We start from the raw sequence: 23,118 nt of genomic DNA, 5'->3' as shown, positions 1-23,118 counted from the left end.
AAGAGGATAAATGAGGGGATATTTCATGCAAAAAATATTATTATTTATGTCATTACTGATTTTATCTATGTTTGTGATAGGTTGTGCACCTAATTATCCGTCAGTTCCTCCGGCAAATCCGAATCAAAATTATGCTGAACGACCACCAAGAGAACTGCCGCAAACATCTACTAACACTCCAACAAATAATCCTGTGCCCGCATCAAGTCCGACAGATTCACTTTCTAATGTGGAAGCAAACATTGTTGAAGATGCTGGAGTTGGAGTTGCAAGTGATGTTGATGATTTAGATTCCGAATTTGATCTTGGTGAATTAGAATCATTAGATGAAGATTTGGAAAACTTTCAGATTTAAAATCAATTAAATTTTTTATTTTGTTTTATTTATTTTTTTAATTGTTTTTTTTAATTTCTTTTATTTCTCTTTTTGTATTAGTTTACTAATAATTTCTTTTTGATTTTTTAAAAAATTCCAATCAGGATCATTCAAAAAATTCTCTTTAAATGTTGGAACTTCTATGTTCATAATTTCTTTTGCATATAAGTAAGTATATCCATGTCGAATTTCTTCAAACTTAAACGGTAGTTGAGTTCTAAAAATATCTAAATAACTATCTTCTTTTGCTTCGAGTTCAATAAATAAACCTAATTCATTAACTGAATCAATACAGATAAGTCCATTTTCATTTTTTGCAGACTGACGTGTTTTAGAAATTTTCATCTGTTTCACAAAATTAATTTTGTTAAGAATTTGTTTTAATTTGACAATATTTAATTCGCCAGGTAGGGGGAAGTCACAAACAATATTTGCAAAATTAAATATTTCCATTATTGCTTGTTTGGAAATTGGAATATTAAATTCTTTTTCAAAAACAAACCAGGGATTTTGAGTTTTTTCCGGAATATTAAATAATGCTTTGAATGCTAGTTCTGAATCATTTCTTATTCTTAATCCTTGATTTAATTTAAAATAATAATTATTTTCTAAATCATAATACTCATCAGTGTCTTGTGTGGGTGTTTGAAATTTGACCTTAAATGTTTTCTCTAGTGCTGTTTTTACTTCGGCCATGCTAATTTTATCTAGAATTCTAATTTTAATTTCTTTTTCTTCGCTCATATTAATCCTTTCTAATCATTTCTTTTTGATGTTTATTTATTTATATTCTTTTTGTGTGCCTTGTAGGTATCTTATCCCAAACCTTTTTATATACTAACTTGCATCCCTTTTATTACTTATATATAATAAGGGTGAATGAAATATGTTAGAAACAGACAACAACTTAATTCAAGAAAAATTGAGAAAGTTAGAAGAGTTACGCAGTGCAGGTGTTAATCCGTATCCGTATTCTTTTGACAAAACCCACAACGCATCAGAACTTCATGAACAATATGAAAAATTAGCTGCAGAAGAGCATACAAAAGATACAGTAAAAGTTGCTGGAAGAATTATGCAAATGCGTAAGATGGGTAAGGCAACATTTATGCACCTTTTAGATTCAACTGGAAGAATTCAGATTTATTTAAGAAAAGATGATGTGGGTGAAGAAAATTATAATCTTCTAAAACTTGTTAGTATGGGTGATTTTTTAGGTGTTGGAGGAGAAATTTTTAAAACTCGAACTGGTGAAGTTAGTGTTTATGTTAAAGAATTTAAAATCCTTTGTAAGGGAATAAGACCTTTACCTGAAAAATATCATGGACTAAAAGATACTGAGTTAAGATACCGACAAAGATATCTTGATTTAATTATGAATCCTGAAGTTAAAGAAACGTTTCAAAAACGTAGTTTGATGATTCATTATATTCGAGAATATTTTCATAACTTAAATTATTTTGAGGTAGAAACTCCTGTGTTACAAACTATTTATGGTGGTGCGAATGCAAGGCCGTTTATAACTCATATTAATGCATGGGATATGAAAATGTTTTTATCTATATCTCCTGAACTTCATCTTAAAAGATTAATTGTGGGTGGGTTTGAAAAAGTTTATACTATTTGTAAAAACTTTAGAAATGAAGGTGTTGATAAAACTCACAATCCTGAGTTTACAATGCTTGAGTATTACCAAAGCATGATTGATCGTGATAAAGTTATTGAGATTTATGAAAATTGTGTGGCTCACGTTTGTAAAAAACTTTTCAATACTACTAAAATTAAGCGGGGAGATATTGAACTTGATTTTTCACCTCCTTGGCCTAGAATGTCGATGTCTGATGCTCTAAAAAAGTTTGCAGATCTTGATGTGAACTCTATGAGTAAAGAACAAGTTCAAGATTTAGTAGAAGAAAAATGTCTTGATTATGATGGTGATTTTACGTGGGGGTTGGGTGTTGAGATTTTGTTCGAACATTTATGTGAGGATAAATTAATTCAACCAACTCATATTTTAGATCATCCGTATGAATCAACTCCGTTATGCAAAGCTAATCGTGATGATAATCGTTTTGTTGAGCGTGTAGAAAGTTATTGTATGGGTGCTGAGATGTGTAATGGGTATAGTGAGTTAAATGATCCTATTGAGCAGCGTAGACTTTTAGAAGAACAAGCAAGACAATTAAATGCTGGATCTGATGAAGCACACCCTATGGATGAAGATTTTGTGAATGCGATTGAGTATGGTATGCCTCCAACTGGAGGTCTTGGTTTTGGTGTTGATCGTTTAGCAATAGTTTTATTGGGTGTTGAATCGATCAGAGATGTTATTCTTTTTCCCACAATGAAACCTGTTAAGGAAGAAGAATCTGGTGGTAATACTGACTCAAAAAAATGCGCAGAATCAAACGACGCAAAAACAGAATCAACAGAATAATTTTTTTCATTTTTTTTATTTTTTATTTTTCTTGATCGTTTATTCCTTTTTAAACATTTATAAATGGGATTCTATTATGTGTCATATAGATTCTTTTATGCTCACAAACATTTATAAACTCCCTATTTCTTTTGAGACTTAAAAGGGTGTAAATCTAAGTAGTATATATTAATAAATTTGATATAGGTGATTTTGGTGTTAAGACGAGCTAGCGATAATATTGTTATTAAATATAATAAAAAAACTGTAGTGGGATTAATCGAGCCAGTTTTAGTATTCGGTCCAAAGGGAACAAAAGAAGTAATGGCAAGAATTGATACTGGTGCAACTAAAAGTAGTGTTGATTTTCAACTTGCAGCAGATTTAGAATTGGGTCCGATTTTGAAAACTAAACTTGTTAGAAGTGCATCGGGAACAGGTCTTCGTCCAGTTGTTAAAGGAAAACTCATGCTTGCGGATAAAGAAGTTAATACTGAATTTACTCTGGCAGATAGAAGTAATATGAAGTATCGTATTTTGATTGGTCAAAATATTTTAAAAGAAGGTTTTTTGATTGATCCTGCAAAAGAAGCAGATAAATAATTATTAATTAAATTAACAAATAAATAAAATTTATAAAAATGAAAGCTGCGTTAATAAGTCTAGGAAGTACGAGTAGTAAGTGGACAGCAGAAGCTATGCGAAAATATTTCGATCAAGTTGATGAGCTAGACTTAAAAGCAATTGAAGTTAATTTAGGTAATGCTGCAGCAGAAATTCTTTATGAAGGAAAAAAACTTAGTTTTTATGATTGTGTTTATTTGAAAGGTTCTTTTAGGTATGTTCAAGTTATTCATTCTATTGCATCTGTGTTAAAAAATAAATGTTATATGCCTATGGGACCTAATGCGTTTTCAATTGGGCATGATAAATTAGCAACTCACTTAGTTTTACAAGATAAAAAAATTCCAATGCCTCCGACGTATATTTCTTCAAGTCCTGCTGCGGCAAAACACATTCTTGAAAAAGTTAATTATCCTATTGTTATGAAATTTCCTCAAGGAACTCAGGGTAAGGGAGTGATGTTTGGAGATTCATTTTCTAGTGCATGTTCTATGCTTGATGCTTTGTCAGCACTTAATCAACCAGTTATAATTCAACAATATGTTGAAACTAATGGTGTGGATATTCGTGCAATTGTTGTTGGTAACAAAGTTGTTGCTGCAATGAAACGTAAATCCTCTGATGGGGAAAAAAGAGCAAACATTCATGCAGGTGGAAAAGGCGAAGTTTGCGAACTTGATTTTCATACTAAAAAAATTGCTATTGATACTGCCGAATCAATTGATGCTGATATTTGCGCAGTTGATATTTTAGAAAGTGTTAAGGGACCGTTAGTTATTGAAGTTAATCTTAGTCCCGGTTTACAAGGTATAACTAAAGCTACAGGGGACGATATTGCTGATAAGATTGCTAAGTATTTGTATGATCAAACAAAGATTTTTCGTGACGGAACTATTAGTTTTGAAACAAAAAAAATAATGGATGATCTTGATTTGAATAATTCTTTATCTACGAAGAAAATTTTGACCAATTTAGATTTTCGTCTCAACCGAATTCTTTTACCTGAAATCGTAACGAGTATTACTGGGTTTAATGATAAAGTTGAAGTTGAATTAAGTGCTGATAAACATTCTTTAATTATAACTAAGTCTTCAGTTCCGCCTAAAACTAAATTAAATTCTAAGAATAAAAAGAAATAAAAATTTTAAAAAAAGATTTTTTTTATTTATTTGTAGTTTGTTTAAGTCAATATTGCAATTAATACTGAATTTAAATGATATAACATTCTTTCAACTTCTCCAAGATAAAATAATGCTAGTGTATCTAAGTTTTTTGTTTTAACAATTAATTCTTTTATTTTTCTATACATTACAATCATGTCTTCTCTTGATTCAAAGAGTTTTTCGGTATTTTTTGAAAAAAATCCTTCGTATGTTTTTTGAAAACTATTTTGTAATTCTTCTACTAATTGAATTATTTGAGGATTTACTTTTGCTTTTTTTATTTCATAGTATCTTAAATACATTGCATATATTGAGCGAGTTATTAGTTTGAACGAGTCATATGCTACGTAGTAAGAGTATGTTTTTTTCTGCTCGTATTTTTTCTTTCTTAAGTTTCGTGAACAAAAATAAGAGTATTGAATTATTTTTGAGGTTAATTCTTTTAGCTGGTTTACGTTTTTAAATTCACCTAGGATCATGTCTTCTTTAGCAAGTTCAAGTGTTTCTTTTGTAATTAAAAATATTCTTCTAAATATTGTTTCTTGTTTTTCTATGCTGGGTTCTGTAACGCTTTCAATGGTTATTTTGTTTTCTGTTTTTTCAGTAACTTCAAAACCTAGTAAAAATTTATCAGTAATTTTTTGTACTAATTTAATTTGTTGTTTTGTTTCGGCTTCTAATTCTATAACGTCAAAACCTTGTCTATAGAAGTTTAGTATTTCATTTTTTACTAAAATTTCTTCATTATCTCTAATTTTAAATTTTTTTATTTTTTTTTGTGGTAGTTGTGTTGAACTTATAGTTAGTTCTGCGCCCTCTTGGATTAGATCAATTTCATCACCTGCACTAAGTCCTTGTTCGATTACCCATTTTTTTGGAACATAAAATGTAAATCCGCCTGCGCCTTGTCTGATTAGTTTTCGTTTCATTGTGGTTTTTAGGTTTGATTAACTGGTATTTAAAACTTTCTCTGATTAATATCATATTTTTGTTTCATATCAATAGATATTATTTAGGTGTATTTCTCTTTTTTGGGTCTTTTAATTGATATTGGCCTATTTATGGTCAAATTTAGGGGTTGTAAATTAATTTAAACTGCATTTAGGCGAGTTTGAATATTGTTGATATTATTGATATCAAATAGTTTAAAGTAGCACTAGGTTTCACAACTGAGTAATAATAACGAAAAATCACGTGTTGAGGTGTGATAAATATGACTAAATATATGGGAAATGAATATAATTTTAAAGATGTATTTCAATCAATAAAATCTCTTAAAACTGGGAGTGATATAGATCTATTAAGAGATCATGTAAAAACTAAATATGCTGTATTAAAACAAAATCTTAAAGAACAAAAATCAAGTTTAAGGAAAGATTCTATCAATTATCAAAAATTATCAAAAATTGAAGGCGAGATTCTTTCATCTGTGCGTAGTGTACATGCAAGATTAACTAATAAAAAACGTCAATTAAAAAGTTATGATTCTTTGGCGAGTGAGTTTAATTTAGAATCTGATGATTTTATGAATCCTGAATTTAATTCTGATTATTTGGTTGATTTTAGCAAGGGAATTAGTGCGGTAGAAACTCTGGACGACGTAGCTGATTTAAAACAATCAATTAAGTCTGCGTATAAAACACTTAAATTAGAGTTGCGTGCTAAAAAAATAGTTGCACAAAAAGTTAGTTTAGATTTGGCTGCAAAATATGGCGCGTTAGAGCGAGAACTTTATGGTAATTGCATGAGTGCACATGGCAAACTTAATATGCGAAAACAATTCATTGAATCGTATGACTCATTTAGTGATAGTAAGGATTTGCAAGAAATAATTAATTCTGAAAATTTAGATTTTGGTATTCAGACTTTGGCAAATATGCATTTAGGAGATATTTTATCTGATTCTGATAAATTTTCTGAAACGTATAAATTGTCTGAAATTAAAACTCTTGGAGATTATGTTGGAGGAATTGTTAAGCGAGATTGCAATGCAAAATCAAATAAAAAATCGAGGTTATTAAACTCAAATTCTGTTAATAGATTGTCGCAAAGTGTGGGATTAATTTCAAATTATTTTTCGAATAAAATTTCATCATTAACTTGTGTTTTAGAAAAGTCTGATTTGGGACTTGAAGGAATAACTCAATTAAAAAATCAGATTGCACAGTTACAATCGGGTTATAAAACTTTTACTGCTGCTTGGGCAAATTTAACTGCGAGAATTGTGGAGTCAACAAATATTAAACTGCCATTAAATTTTTTGGATTTTGATTCTGTGGATTCTAAATTTAAAAATCTTGATGCGAAATTGAGTTCAAAATCTGTTGATTTAATAAACGAACAAGCAGACATCGCGCGAGCGCTAAATATTGTTAAGTCATTTAGTGCAGTTCCTGATTATTCCGTTGAGCAAAATGGTAGTTCAAATGATATCGTGCGGCCGTCTCGTTGGAGTAAGGTGGCAACAATTGGATTGGCATTAACTGTGTTTGGATTATTTGGTTCAACAACAAATATGGATTATGAAACTTCTGATAATTCCAAATTAGTTGTAAACTCAGGATGTGTTTGTCCTGAAGTTAAACCACTTGTGGGTGTGGCAGAAAAGTTTCCGTTTGAGTTTGTAGGGGAAACTATTAAACAAGATCAAAACTTATTCGGGGATCCGAATGATGTAGATTTGCCTAGACATTCTAATGCAAAAACTCCTAGTTCAATTATTGATTATGTTAAAAATCCAACACCTAGGAAAATTGATTCAAAGGTTATTTTTAGTGGTTTAAATTTTGCAGATTCAAGTGTTAATTCAGGTGATAAAATAAATTTTTTGGATCAAGAAGTTACTGTGGCAGAGTTTGATAGTTATGGATCAAGAAAAAAAATTGGATTACTTCCAACGGGAAAAGTGACAATTGATGGATATAAGGGTGAATTTGATATTAAAGATTCTCCTTGGAAAAATTTAGGATTTAAGTTGTGAGGTTAAAAAATGGTTGTAAGAATATTAGCTAACATGTATAGGGGCAGGCCAAACATAACTGTTGGTTCGACAGGTTATAAAAATGTAAAACATATTTTGGCAAAAGTTGGTGATAAAACAAAGTTAAAATATGCTTTTAGTGGTGAGGGAGTTAAAAATGGGAAATCAAAAATTCCAATTCATAAAAGACTTTCAGAAATATTAGATACGTATTTTGTTCCGACACTACAAAGGTATTTTGAAGCAGAATACCAAATATATTTTGGCGATAAGAGCGAAAAATGTTATATGGTCATGGCTGCGGGTGAAATTTATTTTAGATCTGGAGATGGCATTGTTAAGTCTGGTAGGGACACTCATAGGTTGGAACTTGAAATTTTACTTGATAAATCTTCAGAAGGTTTGTTGGTTAAAAAATTAGATTCTGATTCTCCAACGCAAACTAATCAAATTAATTGTGGTTGCATCGGTGATTGAGCGTGATGAAATTTTTAGATTTTTTTAATTTTAAAAAAACAGTATTTTCAAATCAAGTAAGTTATGATTCTGTAATTAATTTTTTACAAAAACTTCCTGATAATTATATTGTTTGTGCATATCGGATTTATTCTCAAAATATGGGGGATAAAATTAGGTCATCCAATCCCTTGCGAATTTCTGAAATTGTGGAATTAAATGCAGCTCCTGAACGTGGAAGATATGTTTCTATTGATTGTAAAATGTATTATTCTGCGGGGAAAATTTTTACTGATTTTAATTTGAAAACTAGTTGTGAACCGATTGAATCATTATCGCGGGTTAAATTATATGCCTGTTCTGGGATGAGAATTTATTGTGCTAAACCTGTTTGATTAAATTATATTATTTTTGTTTGACATTTATCGCTTTTTTAGTTATAAATGACAACATTTATAAGTAATTAGGTTCGTATGTTCCATTATGGTATATAATTTGGATGAAAAAGACTTAAAAATACTTGATATTTTAAAACAAGATAGTTCGCTTTCTACAAGGGATATTGCTAGAAAAACTCTTTTGCCTCCAACAACAATTCATAATCGAATTAAAACTTTAAAAAAAGAAGGGGTAATTAAAAAATTCACAGTGGAGCTTGATTATGATTTATTGGATAAATCTCTGGTAGTTTATGTTTTAATTTCTGTTGATGTTTCTTTATTAAAATCTAAATCTAAAACTCAGTATGATATCGTCGATGAAATGAAAAAATTTGAGTTTGTTAGGCGAGTAGATATTGTATCTGGCGGAGTGGATTTAATTGCTATGTTGAGATTAAAAGATATAAAAGAATTGGATTTGTTGTTGCTTGATAAGGTGCAAAGTATTGGGGGTATTAATCATACTAAAACTTTAGTTGTAATTAGGGAAGGAAAATAATTGCTTATTTTTCAAATCACCATTATAAAGTACTAACAAAACCGAAACGCTTTTAAATGATACATTCTTACTCTCGTCTATGGGAGCGCGCGTTGGAGAAGAAACAGCTAAAAGGATTACTACTGTCATGTTTTCTGAATTTGGAGATCGACCTGAAGAATCTTTTCTTAGGGCTGAATTAGAGCGATATATTCCACAATTATCTAGATCATCTGATGCAGAAATTAAACGATGGGTTCAATACCAGTCAATGGTTTATTTGAGTAAATTAAAACCTATTATGGGTGTGCCTATTGCAAGTCTTAATCCTTCATTTATTGGTGATATTTCTCAAATTCTTATGTCTTCAAAAGGTTTAGGCATTTACACTCGAGCAGCAACAAAAGAAAATGGGTATAGGATGCAAGTTCATAATGGCATTCAAGGTGATGGTGTGATTAAAGATACTGTTGCGTTCACTCGCCAGTTTACGTCATATGATCTTTGTATGTTTCCTGAATTAGTTTCGACATTTCGACAATTACCTGTTATGGTTGGTGATGCAGAATTAGTGAGTAGGCATTATGAACATTTAGCAGGATTTAATCGTGTTGACGCAAGACTGCCTGATGCTAGATTTTGGCCCAAAAAAGGAACGAATCAAGTTGACTCAGAATTGTTAAGAGCTTATCTTGCAAATGAACTCACAGGTCATGATTTATTTGAAGATTGTGGTACTTCTCGATATCCTGTTAGTGAATTTGAACTTACGTTGGCATTTCATGGTTTGTTTTCAATTGCGCATCCTGATACTTGGGAACGATCTGTAGAAGAACAAATGGATAGTCTGGTTAATCTTTCAACTCTTCCTGTAAACTATAGGGCTATTGATGGATTGTTAGATAAATTGGAGGGGTTTATTGAAGCTCGAGATTTAAACGCTAGGGTTGCTAAACGAAAACCAGTTAAGACTCACCATCAATTAAGGCGATTTATGGAAGAAGCAGACGAACAAGGTTTAGAGGGTATTGTAGTTGTTCAAAATTCTTATACTCCTCAAGGAACGTCAACGTTTGATGTTGGTAAAAGTTTTAAAATTAAAAAATATGAAACGATTGATGCAGTTCTTCTAGGTTTATACTTGAGTGATAAATCAGAAGGAGCATCTGAAGAAAATATTGAGGGTGCAGTTTTAGGATTATTTGACGAGAGATTAGGTAAATATGTTCCTGCATTTAAAGTTAATTTAGATCCTAGTGGGATTCAAATAAAAAATGAAGACCAACGAACAAGACTGATTGATCTAAGAAAAAATTTAGTTAAAGAGCTGGGTGGCAGACAACCATCAGATCAAAAATTAGTTTCGCTTTATGATGTTTATATGTTTGAAGGTAAATTTCTTGTTCGTAGTTTGTTAGGTGATACGGCAGGACTTGATGATCAAGTTGAACATATGTTGGATAATTTACCAAGAGGAAAAACATTAATTTCTTTATTTGATCAATACAAAACTAGTAGGGAAGATTATGATTCTGGTAAAAAGGGAGTAAAAAAAGCGAGCACTAAAACGGATCAATTTATTTATGCTCATAAAGGGGTTTTTGCAAATATTCTTACGCTTAGAGGTACTAATCGTAGAGGGTATTTGAGATTTAGGAAATATTTTGGTGAAGCCAAAAATATGAAACAAGTCAGTCAAAGACTTAAAAATCCTCAATATGTTGTTGATGTTGACAATTCAGATCCAATTATTTTAGAAGCTAAAGTTTTTGATCTTAAATGCGCGCGAAATCCTTTTCCTGCGGGGTATCATAGTTGGTTTATGAATAGTTTTAATTTAACAAATTGTTTTGCAGAACGAGTTCGGTATGATAAAAATACAACAACTGATTATGTAACTGTTTACGAACTTGCATTACCAAATACGCTTAAAGGTAAAAAAAGAAAATAAATATTTTTTTGTTTTAATTGATTTATTGTTTATTTAATATAAATTTCTCAATACTTCTATCGTAACTTTTTTCAGCATCTTTTGAGAAAAAACAACCTGGCAGTTCACCCATTTTTCTATGGTTTCTTACGCACTCACAACACTTTCCTCGTCTAGAGCAAGAATAAGTGCATTTACAATCCTTTATGTTTTCTGATTGTTTACATTCCATTTTTATGGTGTCCATCTAGTCATTGTTCTAGGGAATGCAATTGCATCTTTTACATTATCGAGTCCGCAGATCCAAGTAATCACTCTTTCAATTCCAACTCCATATCCTGAATGTGGGACTGAACCATATTTTCGCAGGTCTAAATAAAATTTATAATTTTCTAAATCTTCGCCGTCGCGTTCAAGTGCTTTTTTGATTTCTTCCATGTCTGTATCTCGTTGACTTCCACCAACAATTTCTCCATAACCTTCTGGTGCTAGCATATCAAAACATAATGCTTCATCAGGAAAGTCTGGATCTTTTGGTTTGTAAAATGCCATCACTTCTTTAGGATAATGAGTAACTACAACTGGAGTATCAAAATGTTCCATTATTTTTTCTTCTTCAATTGTTCTAAGATCTTTTCCAAATGAAACTTCCATTTCAGATTTCTCTTTTAGTATTTTTAATGCTTCGCGATATTTTATTGTTGGCCATTCTTTATTGGATGCAATATTTAATTTTCCAACATCTCGTTCGAGTATTTTTAGTTCTTCTTGCCTTTCAGCTAAAACTTGTTTTAAACAATATTTTAATTCTTCTTTCGCAAGTTCTGAAATGTCCTGTAAGTTTGCCCATGCAACTTCTGTTTCTGCCATCCAAAATTCTGACAAGTGTCTTGATGTTTTTGATTTTTCTGCTCTGAATGTAGGTCCCATATTGTATATTTTTTCAAGGGAGAATATTCCTGCTTCTGCAAATAATTGCCATGTTTGTGATAGGAATGTTTTTTCTTTGTAAAACTTAACTTCAAATAATGTTGAGCCGCCTTCACATTGACTTGGTTGAAGTATTGGTGCATCAAATCTCCAAAATTTTTTATTTTTGAAAAATTCTTCGCGTGCTTGGATGTAAGTACTTCTTATTTTCATAATTGCAGTCATTTTTCGAGATCTTAACCAAAGATGTCTATTGTCTGCAAGAAATTCGATTGATTGATCTCGGGATATTGGGAATGTATCGCACTCTCCAACAATTTCAAAATCTGATACGTGAAGTTCATATCCTGTTGGCGCTCGTTCTTCTTTTTTGATTTCGCCATAAATTTTCATACTTGTTTCTACTTGGGTTTTTTTTACAGTAAGAAATTTTTCTTCTCCAATAATTTCTTTTTCGATTACGCATTGGATTATGTTGCTTGAATCTCTAAGAACTATGAATTTGAGTTTTGAGCTTTTTCTTTCGCGATGAACCCATCCGCGTATTGCTACTTTGCCGCTTCCTTGTTCCATAGCTTCCTGTATTGATTTGAATTGTTGATTATTTTGTTCCATTTTACTTCTTGAGAAACAGCTTTTGTTTATAAATTTTAATAAAAAAGAAATGATAGTTTAAAAATAAAAAAATTTAGAAATTGGCATCAATAAAGTCTTTATCAGTTACTGATTGGGGTATGACCATTGGATAATGGGATATGCTCTGATTTAAGCTGGGATTTGTGTGTTCTGCTTTTATTGCTGCAAGTCTAGTTAATAATGCATCAATTCCGATATATTGTTTTCCATCTCTATTTCTTAAATCATATTCTGCTCGTACATCTTCGGGTAATTCAACGCCATCTCGAATCATTATTAGTTCTCCTCTTTCAGGATCTTTTTTCTTAAATTCTTTGTAATGCATTAATTGTTTTATTATTTCTGCATATTTCACTGTATCTTCAGGTTTTGAAACTACTCTAAATCTGTGACTTGCAACTTGAGACCATCTTGCTTCTGTTTCGGGAGGTAAATTAGTTTTAGTATATGTGGTTGCATTTTTAAGTGCAGTTTCAAATGGAACTACTACGTCTGCTCGTAAAATTTTATCAAGAGATTGTGCTCGCACATATGTTAGTGCATCGTGTTCTGTTAATGCAACTCCATATGAAACTGGGACTATTATTGGACTTTTCCATTCTTCTTCGTAGTTATGTTTTATTCCTTGTGTAACTCCAGGAGTTTGAACTTTTGTAGTTAATTCTTCTAGTTTTGCAATAACTAATCCAAATTCGATATATTTTCTACGTTCAGTTTTTCCAAGAGTCCTAATTCCTTTAGGTCTGTTTTCATTATCTGATTCTTGTTTTAAGAATGTTAAGTAATTTTCTAATTCTTCAATTACTGTTTTATAGGGTGGTCTTTTAGTTTTTGGTTCACTAGTTACAACAAATGTTATATCTCCAAGCGTAATTGGATCTGTTTGTTTTTCAGTAGGGACATGACTATCATTCCACTCAGTGTGTGCTTTTAGTAAGTCTTGAAAAGGGAGCATAACTCTATCTCTAATTAAGGGTAATAATCTTAACTTCGCATCAAAATAGCTTCTTGCAGATTGTTCATCTGCGCCAGTAAATGCAGGTACTAATTCCACTGTTAGTTGTTCTAATCCTATCTCTTTCATTTTAAGAATGAGTTAATAGTAAGGGGTATTTATTAATTTCCCCTCATATTTATCTTTAAGAATTATCGTCACTGAATGTGTACAACTTACTGGGTCTGTGTGAGCAATTCTCTTGTTTTTTCTCGGTTTCAACTACGATGCCCGAACTAATCATTTTTTTTCGAAAATTTCTATTATCATAATCTTTTCCTTCTATTAATTCATAGACTTCTTGTAAGTTATTGAGTGGGAAATATTGTGGTAAGAATTGTTTTGCAACTACTTCGTCAAGATTTTTTTTCAAAAATTCGGTTGCACATTTAATTATTATTTTGTGATCGAATGCAAGGTCATTTAATTCATTAAAGTCATGCCAGTGTTCGGAACTAATATTTATTTGTTCGGAATTAATTAGTGCGATAAATCCTATTGATATAACTCTGCGACGAGGATCTCTGTTTGGGTTGCTAAATGTTTTAAATTGTATGAAATATATGTCTTCTTTTCCAATTAACTCTGTTAATTTTCGTTTGATTGTGTCTTCTGCATTTTCTTGGGATAATACTAGTCCTCCTGGTAATTCTAATTTATGTTTGAATGGATCTTTTTCTCTTTTATGTAGAAGTATTTTGAGTTTTTTTTGAGAAATAGTAAATATTACTGGATCTGCTGCTATAAATGATTTTTCATAATCTAATTCTTCGATTGAGTTTTGAGTGGTTTTTGATATTTTTGTCATTTTCAGATATTTTTTGTTAGTTTTGACTCGATTTTTGTTATTTAATTCATCAATATTTCTTCTATTTATAAATGTTGCGTATTAAAAACGCTAACTTAACGTAGAAAAGACATAAAGCTTAAATAGTAGTTATGCTTAGCCAGATTTAGGCTTAACGTAAAAAGAACGTAAAGGTCTGAAGGTGGGAAAATGAAACAAACAAAAAATGAAATGGCACAAAATGGGAACTCAATTGAAATTGTTGCGGGAAGAGAAATGGGTGATCTTGCAAAAAACGTATTTGATCAACTTAAAGATCAAGGCAACTTTAATTATTCAAAAGTCGATTGCACAGTTTTCGCAAACAAAGAAATGAAACCAAAACTTCCTGGGGCGACAAGACATAAGGATGTTTACTTATTTCATTCGATGTATCATCCTGACCCTAACTCTAGTTTGGTTGAACTATTGTTAACTGCTGATGCAATTTCAAGAAGTTCTGCGGATTCGATCACATTGGTTTTACCTTATATGTCTTACTTAAGACAAGACAGAAAAGATGAACCTCACGTACCAATCTCGGCAAGACTTGTTGCGGATTTAATTCAGGCAAATCCTAAAGTTGAGCGAGTGTTAACGATGGATCTTCACTCAGATCAAGCACAGGGATTTTATCAAATTCCAGTTGACAACTTGTATGGTTCTTTGGTTCACGCAGAATATTTCAAAGAAAAATTTCAAAGTGATTACGAAAACTTGGTGGTAGTCTCACCTGATCATGGCGGTGTTGTTCGTGCAAGAAGATTTGCGAAATCTCTTGATGAGTCAGTTCCAGTATACATTATTGACAAAAGAAGAACTGGTGCAAATCAATGTGAAGTTATGAATTTCATAGGTGGGGACATAAGTGGCAAGGACATTGTTATTTATGACGACATGATTGATACGGGGGGTTCAATTGTTGCAGCAGCAAATGTTGCAAAAGAAAAAGGTGCGCGTAATGTTTATGCTTGTGTTAGTCATGGTTTGTTCAGTGCAAAAGAGGGCGCGCAAAAATCAACAGAACAAAAGTTTGCTGAGTCGGGTTTGGAAGTTGTTGTTGCGGGAACCATTCCAAGATCAAATGAGTACTTAGAAAAAAACGCATCTTGGTTGACTGTGTTGCCAATTGACAAATTACTTTCTAGGGCAGTTTATGAGAGTTCAAAACCTGGTGGTAGCGTGAGTTCTCTATTTTATTCTGGGGGTGAAAAATAAAATGGAAGCACTACTTAGATTTGTTCAGGGGGAAAATGGAAAACTTGAACTTGGAGGGGAGGGGAAACTTTATTTTGTGAAAAACTTGGATTTCAAAAACACGTCTTTTGTTTTTGATCCTCGTCCTATCGAGTGTGCGGGGGATCTTGAAGTTTTGAAGATCATTGAGACAAATCATTCTTTTGTTTATTATGGATTTTTTAATCCGTTTGTTGGTGATGTAGTTTCGCAAATTCCAAAAAATTTGACAGGTAAAGTCGTTGCTTTTGAAACGAAAATTGAAGATGTTAGATTGGATGGAAACTTGCACAAAACAAAAACTATTTTGTATGGGGAGGTTAGTAAAAATGAGTGAGTATAAATCGTTAGCTAAAAAAAGTGAATCAAATTTTATTGAAACTGTTGATGCGATTGCATTGTATGGTTCCGAGATTATTTTAATTCAAAGAAGAGATTATCCATCAGGCATTGCAATTCCTGGTGGGCACGTTGATCCTGGAGAATCATTAGATGATGCAGTTGTTCGTGAATTAAGAGAAGAAACAAATCTTGGTGTAAAATCGATGAAAAAATTTGGTGTTTATTCAACACCTGGAAGAGATCCTAGGGGGAAGTATAGATCGACTGTTTATGTTTGTAAAACTTATGGGATTCCTGAGGCTGGGTCTGATGCAAAAAGTATTGTGAGAATTAAATTAAAAGATTTGGATAATTACAAAGAATCATTTGCATTTGATCATCACCAAATTTTAAGTGATTACAAATCGAAAAATAATTTATGATTTTTTTTATTTTTTTATTCAACTATTTCTTCTAAACTGGGTGCTCCATTATGTGTTATGTGAAGTTTAAACGTTCCTTGTTGTAATAGTAATTTTAATTGCCTGTATGCTTCTCTTGCATATCGTTCTTGTTCTTTGAGAGGAGTTCCTGTTCCATGTTTTGTGTTGCTATTAAATAATTCTTGAGGTGCTCCTGCAAATTTATCTGTGTAAAGCATAACTCTGTGCCAACCATAACCTGCTTTTTCTAATGTTAATACTGCATCAGTAAATGCTGATTTATCTCGTGCGGGTTTAAGTGAGGGTATTGAATGAATTTCGACTTGATCGGGTTGTAGGGAAACTCGTTCTACTTCAACAAATATTGCGGGTACATAATGATCTCCTGCAACAACGTTTGCTATTCTTCCATCTAAGTGTCTGAGTGTAATTGTTTCGGGTGTGTATAATGTCATGTCATTTATTGCATATTTTTAATTTAAAAAAATTGCGGTGGTGAAATTAATATATTTGGTAATAACTATTTGACATCGCATTAAAAATCTATTTTAATTTATTCGTTAAAGAATGAGAATAATAATTTATTTTGGTATTGTTGATTTACTTCTGGACAAATTTTAATAATTTTCTCTCTTGCTTGTGCAAGTCTAAATTCTTCATCCAGTTTAAAATGTGTTTCGTGAGTTGTGTTAATTCTGTGTAGTGGGATTCCTTTATCTGTCATTGATAAAATCAATTCACTTACTGTTTCTTCTTCAAGTGAGATTTTTGTTGAAATTTCTTTTCTATTCATTGCTTCATCTGAAGTATATAATAGTAAAAATAATTTTTGTTCATCTTGGTTTAATTCGATGTTAAGGTGTGATTGGGATAGGAGGGTCTTTAATATCATGTGTATGTTATCCATTTTTTCCTCAAGTTTAGTGAGGCGTTTGTCTACTTCACAGACATTACCCTCCAGGACTGTAAGTTCTGAAGTATTGTCATTTATTGATTGTATGTGGTCGTCAAATTCTTCTTTTATTTTTGAGAATGAGTGTTTTAGATTGGTTTGTATATTAACTAAGTCTGTAGCTAATTTTATATTATCTTTAGAGTTTCCTCTCTTACCAAACATGTCTATGACCCCCATGGAGATTTGAATTTTTGTCGTTTATATATTTTTGTAGTTTTCATCTTATATCTCTTGAGCGGTATTTTGTGCATGTTTGTTTTGTTGTCTTTGGCAAGTTTCAGATTCGCAAGATTTTGTCGTTCTAAAACTGTTGTTTTTTACAACTACACTCAGTATCTCAAAATCATATTTAAATGTTCCGTTTTTTCCCTCATTTCCGTTACTTCCGCAACTACCAAAACTTCTGTTAACTATTTTCGAGTGGAAGCATTTATGGTGCATCATATCTCGTCGAGAAAATTTTTTAAAATTAAATTTAAAATTGCAATTATTTATTTTTTAAAATATTGTTTTAATTGGTTTTTGATTATTTCCGTTACTATCTTTTTGCATTTGTTCAACCAAAAAGTTAGCATTCTTTTTTTTAGTTGGGTGTTAGTATTTTTTACTGGAGAATCAGCCTATTCTTTGTATTTTCGTATTTCCCGTACTAATTGAAATTTTATTACTACTATGGGGATACTATGAATGCTAACCTTTTTAATTCATTCAAGTTACCTGTTAAGTATTAGAGGAATAAAAATGATTGATGTAATGATGGCTCAAGAACTAAGAACTAGAGATAATAGAAAAGACGATTTAGTAGTTAAAATAGTTTTAGCATTATTTTTTTTAATCATTATTATCCTTATTTTATAATTACTAGCTATTACTACTATTTTGAATGATTAATTAACGTTCTTTTAGTTTTATTTTTCAATTTAGATTTATTTCAAATTCTGATGTGGTCTTTAAATTTATATTTTAACTTAAATTCTCGAAAATCTTATTTATTTAATATAGAAACGTTTTTATATGAAATTCACATCTGTTAAATTAAAATGGCAGACTTAAAAACCCAATTAGCAAATGAACTTTCAAAGCTCATAAGTATTGATTCTCAAAATCCTCCTGGAAATGAAAAAGCAATAATTTCTTATTTGGATAAAGAATTTAAAAAATTAAAAATTAGAAGTAAGATTATTGGAAAAGCAAATCGTCTTAATCTAATTAATAGTATCAAATTAGGATCTGGAAAACGAAAAATTATGTTTATGACTCATGTGGATACAGTTCCTGGTTCTCGTGGATGGACTACTAAATTTTTAAAACCAGTAATAAAAAATAATAAATTGTATGGTCTAGGTTCTGGTGATATGAAGTGTGCTGCCGCAAGTCATATGGTTTTAATAAAAGAAATTATGAAAAATCAAAAAAAATATGCAAGTATTAATGCAACGTTAAGTTTTGCTTTTTGTGCTGATGAAGAAACTGGTGGAAAACTTGGTGCGGAAATGCTTCTAAAAAATCATTCTCAATTATTCAATCAAGATTTAGTGATTGTGGGGGAGCCTACAAATCAAAAATTAATTGTATCTCATAAAGGAGTTATTCAAGCAGAAATTGAGATTTTTGGAAAGTCTGCTCACGCATCAACACCTCACTTAGGAACTAACTCAATTCAGGTGGCTTCAAGATTGATTGGAGAATTATCAAAACTAAAATTAAATTCAAAACCAAACAGATATCTCTCACCTCCATTAACTGTTAATTTTGGAATTATTTCGGGAGGTGATGCACTTAACAAAGTTGCTGACTATTGTAAATTTGGAATTGACATAAGACATATTCCAGAAATTACCTCAAAAAATATTCTTGCAGAAGTTAAATCAATTATTAATAAAATTAAATCGAGTCATTCTAAGTCTAAACTTAGTTGGACTTACAAAATAAAAGTTTTAGAAACAGGAAAAGCTGCGCAATCATCTGTTGCTACAATTAAAAAGGTTGAAAAAATTCTAAAAAGAAAAGCACAAGGTGTGAGTTATTCTACTGACTCTAGATTTTTAAAATGTGATTTTATAATTTATGGTGCGGGTGATGAAAAACTTGCGCATTGTCCTAATGAATATGTTGATTTAAATAAACTAGTTAAAGTTCATAAGGATTACGTTAAGCTTGTAGAAGAATATTAAAAATTTATAAAATAATGAAATAATTTTTTTCTTGATTTCTTTTTTTTGATCATGTCAATTAACTGCGCATTGGTGCGTTTAAATAATCTATGAGCCTATTTTGAGTTTCATACTTTATACGTAATGTTCTAAATGGGTGTCCAAGAATTTTTTCCCCACCAAATATTGCATCAAGTTCTGCATGTTCAAAATACATTTCATGTTTTATAACTTCGCAGTCATTTGTTGGTAATCTGGATGTTTCATAAGTAATTCTATTTGCATAATCTTCTTTATCAAAATAAATACATTTACCAAAATCTTTTTCAAGTACTTTTATTACTTCTTGTGGTGATGCATATGTTGGTTCATGTTTGACTATTGATTTTTTATATTCGACATAAACTTGAGTACTTGCAGGTAATTTACTTAGTTTGAAAATTGCGTCTTCTAGAGTTATTTCTAGCGTTGTATTTTTCGAACTAGTTGGATTTTCTCCTTGAGTATTATCTCTTAGATTGTTTTCTTTTCCAGATTTTACTGCATTAGAATTTGCAGGTTTTGAACTTGTCAGTAGTTCGGTAAGTCTATCATTCATTTTAATCACCCTAAAACACGTCGAGCTTCGTCTTCTGTAACTCGTATTACTTCTTCGGAATTTTGCGCAATTCCCATTATGTAGCTTCCAAATAATCTGTTAGCAACATCTTTTAGTCCTCTTGCACCTCGAAGTCCATATGCATGTTCTGCCATTACTCTTAGTGCGCCATCTTCCATTTCTAAACTTTTTCCCATTGATTCAAAGTATTGTCCATACTCTTCAAGAACGGATCCTTTTTTAGTTAGGATTGTTGCGAGATCATCAATGCTTAGTGCTTCTGTTTTTGCAAGGATTGGTACTCTTCCAAGTATTTCGGGGGATATTCCAACTTCTTGTAAGTCATCTCGAGTAATTTCAATTCCTTCATAACCTGCAGGAATAACAACTCCGTCTTCAGTTTGTTGAGCTAGTAGTCTTCTTTTATAATCATATAATGGTTGGAATGCTCCTGAGAGTATGAATAAATATCCTCCTGTGTGGCGTCCTCCAACTTCTCCATTTTCAAGACAACCGGTAAGTTCACTGTTGACTGGATTTCCTGGATTCAATAGTACTTTATCTACTTCATCAACATATACAATTCCCGTTGTTTGACTTTCACTAAATTGATCAAATACGTCGACAAATCTATCTCCTGAGTATGCTGCAGATACTTTTCCTGCTGCATTTGTTTTTGCCATTGGTAATTGTGCTTTTTTTGCTAGTAGTTCGATCATGTATGTTTTTCCTGATCCTGATGGACCAAGTATTAATACGTTAGATTTTGGCAAAAGTGGATTTCCAGTTTGTAATTTTAAGTGGTATAAGTGAAACGCTTTTGCTAGTTCTTGTTTTCCTTCTGTTTGTCCAACAACATAATTATCTAAATAATTGATAATTGATTCAGGATTCATCCAGTCAATTTCTATTTCGTCTGGTTCTTCGAATTGAATTTCTTTCTCAAATTTATCTACTACTTTTGCTTTATCAATTGTTATTGTTGTTCCGATAAGTTTTTTTCGATCAAATGAATATTCATTTACTAATTGATTTACTACGCTATGAAGTCCTCTTACACCAACACCTGTTTTTGCAAGTTTTGCAATTTCTTGTAGTGCTGAGTCTTCAAATAATAGTGTAATTCCCATTTCTTGGAAGTATTCGGAAGCTTCCTTTGCAGGTGAACTTTCTTTGTTTGAAAGAATTTCATATAATCCTTCAGAATCTATCTCAACAAGTGGTGCTTTATTTGCCAGTCTTCCAACAAGTTCAGGCATAAGGCCATATTCCATTAAGTCTTGATCAACTAATTGTTCAAGCAATGTTTCTGGTTTTACTTGTGCTTGACTTCCTCCAAGTCTTTTTTGAATTACTTGGTATAATGAAGTTTTTCCAAATCCTCCATGAAACGCTCCTGCTGCAACTATTAAAAATCTTGATGTATCTACTCCATGAACAATTTCTCCAGTAAAATATGATAATAATTCTTCTTGTAATTTTTTAGGAAAACTATCTCCCCAGTGTGAGTTTTGTGCAACTGCTACTTTGTCGAATTCATCAAAGAATAAAATACCTTTTCGGGCATCTTTTAGTGCTTCAACAATTCCACTTAAGTTTTCTCCTTTGTAACCTTCAGAACTTAGTCTTGCTAAACTTTTTTTTGCAAATGGTATTCCTGCGGCGTCACATAGAACTGAGATCATATAGGTTTTACCTGATCCTGATGGGCCAATAAGAAGTGAGTGTGATTGTTTGCCTAGTGACATATAATCAGAAAACGCAACTGAAAGTGCTCGTTTTGCAGCTTCTTGTCCGTACACAAATTTATCTAAATACGTTTTGATTGATACTGGATCGTCCCATTCAATTTCTGCATCGTTTTTTGGTTTTTTCGGTTCTCTTACGTGAACGCTTGCCGCGCCTTCATTGGCTATTTGTTCTAAATTTTGGTTATTGTCAGTCATGGTTCCCCACCTATATTTTTGCCCGTTTCAATCTAGCTTTCGCTAGTGTGATTCAATAATTAGTACAGAGCTTTTGCTAGTATTCTCTTTTTTTTCTCAACACAGCATGTTTGTTTAAAATAATCAATAAAGATCAGATTATTTATTCCCCTTTTCCTGTTTATTAGTATGGTGAGTGCGATATAATAATGTTATTTGGTGATTTTACGTGATTCTCTGTTATTTTAGTAATTTTTTTTGTTTTATGCTTTTTTTTTTGAAATTATTCTACTTAAAGCAGGTTTTTGATATTTTTATGTTTGTCAAGTTCAGTTTAATTTTTGGCTATTTTTGTGTGTTTTAGCTTGCTAATTAGTTGTAATTACTTTCTGATGATGAGTATTGCGTTCTTAATACTTCTTGCAGGATTTTTTGACACATTGAGAAAAAGAGCATTTATTTTTTCTTTAGTGGGTGGTTAATTTTAACCATTAATTTTTTTTTGTTTTTAACTATGTCTGTTTGCGTTTGATTTAATGTTTCTATTTTTAATTTATTTTTTTACTTTTTCACAGGTTTATTTGTATGAATAGTTTTATATACTTTTATTGAGTATAAGTTTTTATGAAGGGCGAGGATAGTAAACAACTAGATGTTGTACTAATGGATTCTGTTTGTTTATTGGTTGGTAGATTTGATACCCTTGTTAAATATTCTGTGATGGGTAAAATTAAGGATAAGTTAAATGAAGCATTGGCAGCTCAAAAAACTAGTGTTGATGGTTATAGGGGGATGGTCTTGATGTGTAATGGTAGTCAAGAACGATTTAATTTTGGGATTGTTCAGTCAAGACCTGAATTTAGGTTTAGAAAAACTTATGGCACTAGCGATGTATTATTTAATTTAGAGTTTAGGATTCCTGATTATTTTGAAAATCCTCTTGATGATAAATCAGAAAAAAAAGAATCATATGTTCATCTATTACCTATTGCGCATAGAGCTTTATTTGAAACTGCTGCGCGGGCAAAGGGATATGGTGCTAGATTTTTTGATGGGGCTCAAATTGATGATGTTATTTTGGGTTATATTAGAAATTCAACTCCTGCATTTCAAAGAGGAATGAGGGTGATTATTCCTCCAACTGATTCTAGATCTATCTGTGATTATTGTAGGAGTAGTTGCGATTAAATATTGTGCGGTGTTAATCAGTACAGTAATTAAATTTTTAAGTGCTAAGT

The 23,118-nt window shown here is 31.4% G+C and carries 24 protein-coding genes; 14 read left to right on the top strand and 10 right to left on the bottom strand.

The genetic code is table 11. From position 1 onward, the window contains the following. Window positions 1–25 precede the first annotated feature (25 nt). Window positions 26–355 (top strand): hypothetical protein, encoded by a 330-nt coding sequence (locus HN587_03110; protein MBT7902826.1) that lies wholly within the window; start codon window positions 26–28, stop codon window positions 353–355. A gap of 60 nt (window positions 356–415) precedes the next feature. Here HN587_03110 and HN587_03105 read toward each other — a convergent pair whose 3' ends face one another. Then, window positions 416–1,120 carry a CYTH domain-containing protein gene (locus HN587_03105; GenBank protein MBT7902825.1) on the bottom strand — a complete coding sequence of 235 codons (705 nt, stop codon included), beginning with the start codon at window positions 1,118–1,120 and terminating at the stop codon, window positions 416–418. 142 nt (window positions 1,121–1,262) lie between these two features. Here HN587_03105 and lysS point away from each other — a divergent pair, with 142 nt between their 5' ends. The 3 genes from lysS (at window position 1,263) to HN587_03090 (ending at window position 4,555) form a co-directional block, all read left to right on the top strand. Next, window positions 1,263–2,813, top strand: coding sequence for a lysine--tRNA ligase (gene lysS, locus HN587_03100; protein ID MBT7902824.1), 1,551 nt, complete (start codon window positions 1,263–1,265; stop codon window positions 2,811–2,813). 195 nt (window positions 2,814–3,008) lie between these two features. Beyond that, window positions 3,009–3,395: a hypothetical protein gene (locus tag HN587_03095; GenBank protein MBT7902823.1), complete on the top strand. Its 387-nt coding sequence runs from the start codon at window positions 3,009–3,011 to the stop codon at window positions 3,393–3,395. Window positions 3,396–3,433: 38 nt separating this feature from the next. After that, window positions 3,434–4,555 carry a RimK family alpha-L-glutamate ligase gene (locus tag HN587_03090; protein MBT7902822.1) on the top strand — a complete coding sequence of 374 codons (1,122 nt, stop codon included), beginning with the start codon at window positions 3,434–3,436 and terminating at the stop codon, window positions 4,553–4,555. Between the two features lie 41 nt (window positions 4,556–4,596). On the opposite strand, the gene HN587_03085 is transcribed toward HN587_03090, so the two are convergent. Next, a complete protein-coding gene (locus HN587_03085; GenBank protein MBT7902821.1) occupies window positions 4,597–5,508 on the bottom strand; it encodes a hypothetical protein in 912 nt (303 codons plus the stop codon). 284 nt (window positions 5,509–5,792) lie between these two features. On the opposite strand from HN587_03085, the gene HN587_03080 reads away from it, so the two are divergent. The 5 genes from HN587_03080 (at window position 5,793) to HN587_03060 (ending at window position 10,884) form a co-directional block, all read left to right on the top strand. Then, window positions 5,793–7,559, top strand: a complete 1,767-nt coding sequence (locus HN587_03080; GenBank protein MBT7902820.1) for a hypothetical protein — start codon at window positions 5,793–5,795, stop codon at window positions 7,557–7,559. 9 nt (window positions 7,560–7,568) lie between these two features. Further along, window positions 7,569–8,036: a hypothetical protein gene (locus HN587_03075; GenBank protein MBT7902819.1), complete on the top strand. Its 468-nt coding sequence runs from the start codon at window positions 7,569–7,571 to the stop codon at window positions 8,034–8,036. A gap of 5 nt (window positions 8,037–8,041) precedes the next feature. Then, entirely contained in the window at window positions 8,042–8,410 is a 369-nt protein-coding gene (locus HN587_03070) for a hypothetical protein (GenBank protein ID MBT7902818.1), read from the top strand. 88 nt (window positions 8,411–8,498) lie between these two features. Then, the gene (locus HN587_03065; protein ID MBT7902817.1) at window positions 8,499–8,954 is read left to right on the top strand and encodes an Lrp/AsnC family transcriptional regulator; all 456 of its coding nucleotides are present in this window, start codon (window positions 8,499–8,501) and stop codon (window positions 8,952–8,954) included. A 79-nt stretch (window positions 8,955–9,033) separates the two neighbouring features. Then, entirely contained in the window at window positions 9,034–10,884 is a 1,851-nt protein-coding gene (locus HN587_03060; protein MBT7902816.1) for a hypothetical protein, read from the top strand. 22 nt (window positions 10,885–10,906) lie between these two features. On the opposite strand, the gene HN587_03055 is transcribed toward HN587_03060, so the two are convergent. The 4 genes from HN587_03055 to HN587_03040 all read right to left on the bottom strand — a co-directional run bounded on the left by HN587_03055 (window position 10,907) and on the right by HN587_03040 (window position 14,231). Continuing rightward, the gene (locus tag HN587_03055; protein MBT7902815.1) at window positions 10,907–11,095 is read right to left on the bottom strand and encodes a hypothetical protein; all 189 of its coding nucleotides are present in this window, start codon (window positions 11,093–11,095) and stop codon (window positions 10,907–10,909) included. Between the two features lie 2 nt (window positions 11,096–11,097). Continuing rightward, entirely contained in the window at window positions 11,098–12,366 is a 1,269-nt protein-coding gene (gene asnS, locus HN587_03050; protein ID MBT7902814.1) for an asparagine--tRNA ligase, read from the bottom strand. Between the two features lie 115 nt (window positions 12,367–12,481). Then, window positions 12,482–13,513, bottom strand: a complete 1,032-nt coding sequence (locus tag HN587_03045; GenBank protein ID MBT7902813.1) for a hypothetical protein — start codon at window positions 13,511–13,513, stop codon at window positions 12,482–12,484. A 55-nt stretch (window positions 13,514–13,568) separates the two neighbouring features. Continuing rightward, a complete protein-coding gene (locus tag HN587_03040) occupies window positions 13,569–14,231 on the bottom strand; it encodes an NUDIX hydrolase (protein MBT7902812.1) in 663 nt (220 codons plus the stop codon). Window positions 14,232–14,420: 189 nt separating this feature from the next. Between HN587_03040 and HN587_03035 the strand changes: the two genes are divergently transcribed. From HN587_03035 to HN587_03025, 3 genes are read left to right on the top strand one after another with little or no spacing between them, the layout of a single operon-like run. Then, window positions 14,421–15,467 (top strand): ribose-phosphate diphosphokinase, encoded by a 1,047-nt coding sequence (locus HN587_03035; protein ID MBT7902811.1) that lies wholly within the window; start codon window positions 14,421–14,423, stop codon window positions 15,465–15,467. A 1-nt stretch (window position 15,468) separates the two neighbouring features. Further along, a complete protein-coding gene (locus HN587_03030) occupies window positions 15,469–15,822 on the top strand; it encodes a hypothetical protein (protein MBT7902810.1) in 354 nt (117 codons plus the stop codon). After that, window positions 15,815–16,249: an NUDIX hydrolase gene (locus tag HN587_03025; protein ID MBT7902809.1), complete on the top strand. Its 435-nt coding sequence runs from the start codon at window positions 15,815–15,817 to the stop codon at window positions 16,247–16,249. The genes HN587_03030 and HN587_03025 overlap by 8 nt, the downstream gene beginning before the upstream one ends. A 14-nt stretch (window positions 16,250–16,263) precedes the next feature. Here HN587_03025 and HN587_03020 read toward each other — a convergent pair whose 3' ends face one another. Then, window positions 16,264–16,704, bottom strand: coding sequence for a hypothetical protein (locus tag HN587_03020; GenBank protein MBT7902808.1), 441 nt, complete (start codon window positions 16,702–16,704; stop codon window positions 16,264–16,266). Between the two features lie 98 nt (window positions 16,705–16,802). Continuing rightward, entirely contained in the window at window positions 16,803–17,366 is a 564-nt protein-coding gene (locus HN587_03015) for a hypothetical protein (GenBank protein MBT7902807.1), read from the bottom strand. An 878-nt stretch (window positions 17,367–18,244) separates the two neighbouring features. On the opposite strand from HN587_03015, the gene HN587_03010 reads away from it, so the two are divergent. Continuing rightward, window positions 18,245–19,378: an ArgE/DapE family deacylase gene (locus HN587_03010; protein MBT7902806.1), complete on the top strand. Its 1,134-nt coding sequence runs from the start codon at window positions 18,245–18,247 to the stop codon at window positions 19,376–19,378. A gap of 58 nt (window positions 19,379–19,436) precedes the next feature. Here the strand turns inward: HN587_03010 and HN587_03005 are convergent, their stop codons facing one another. Together HN587_03005 and HN587_03000 are read right to left on the bottom strand one after the other, a co-directional pair. Beyond that, window positions 19,437–19,955, bottom strand: coding sequence for a hypothetical protein (locus HN587_03005; protein ID MBT7902805.1), 519 nt, complete (start codon window positions 19,953–19,955; stop codon window positions 19,437–19,439). Between the two features lie 5 nt (window positions 19,956–19,960). Next, window positions 19,961–21,901 (bottom strand): AAA family ATPase, encoded by a 1,941-nt coding sequence (locus tag HN587_03000; protein MBT7902804.1) that lies wholly within the window; start codon window positions 21,899–21,901, stop codon window positions 19,961–19,963. A gap of 603 nt (window positions 21,902–22,504) precedes the next feature. Between HN587_03000 and HN587_02995 the strand changes: the two genes are divergently transcribed. After that, complete coding sequence (locus HN587_02995; protein ID MBT7902803.1) at window positions 22,505–23,068, top strand: hypothetical protein; 564 nt, start codon at window positions 22,505–22,507, stop codon at window positions 23,066–23,068. Window positions 23,069–23,118: the final 50 nt, after the last annotated feature.

Source organism: Candidatus Woesearchaeota archaeon, from assembly GCA_018675335.1.
In the GTDB taxonomy this organism is placed as follows: Archaea; Nanobdellota; Nanobdellia; order Woesearchaeales; family UBA11576; genus JABJCP01.
The sequence above is the reverse complement of the archived record's forward strand: the minus strand, read 5'-3'. Positions and strand labels throughout refer to the sequence as shown.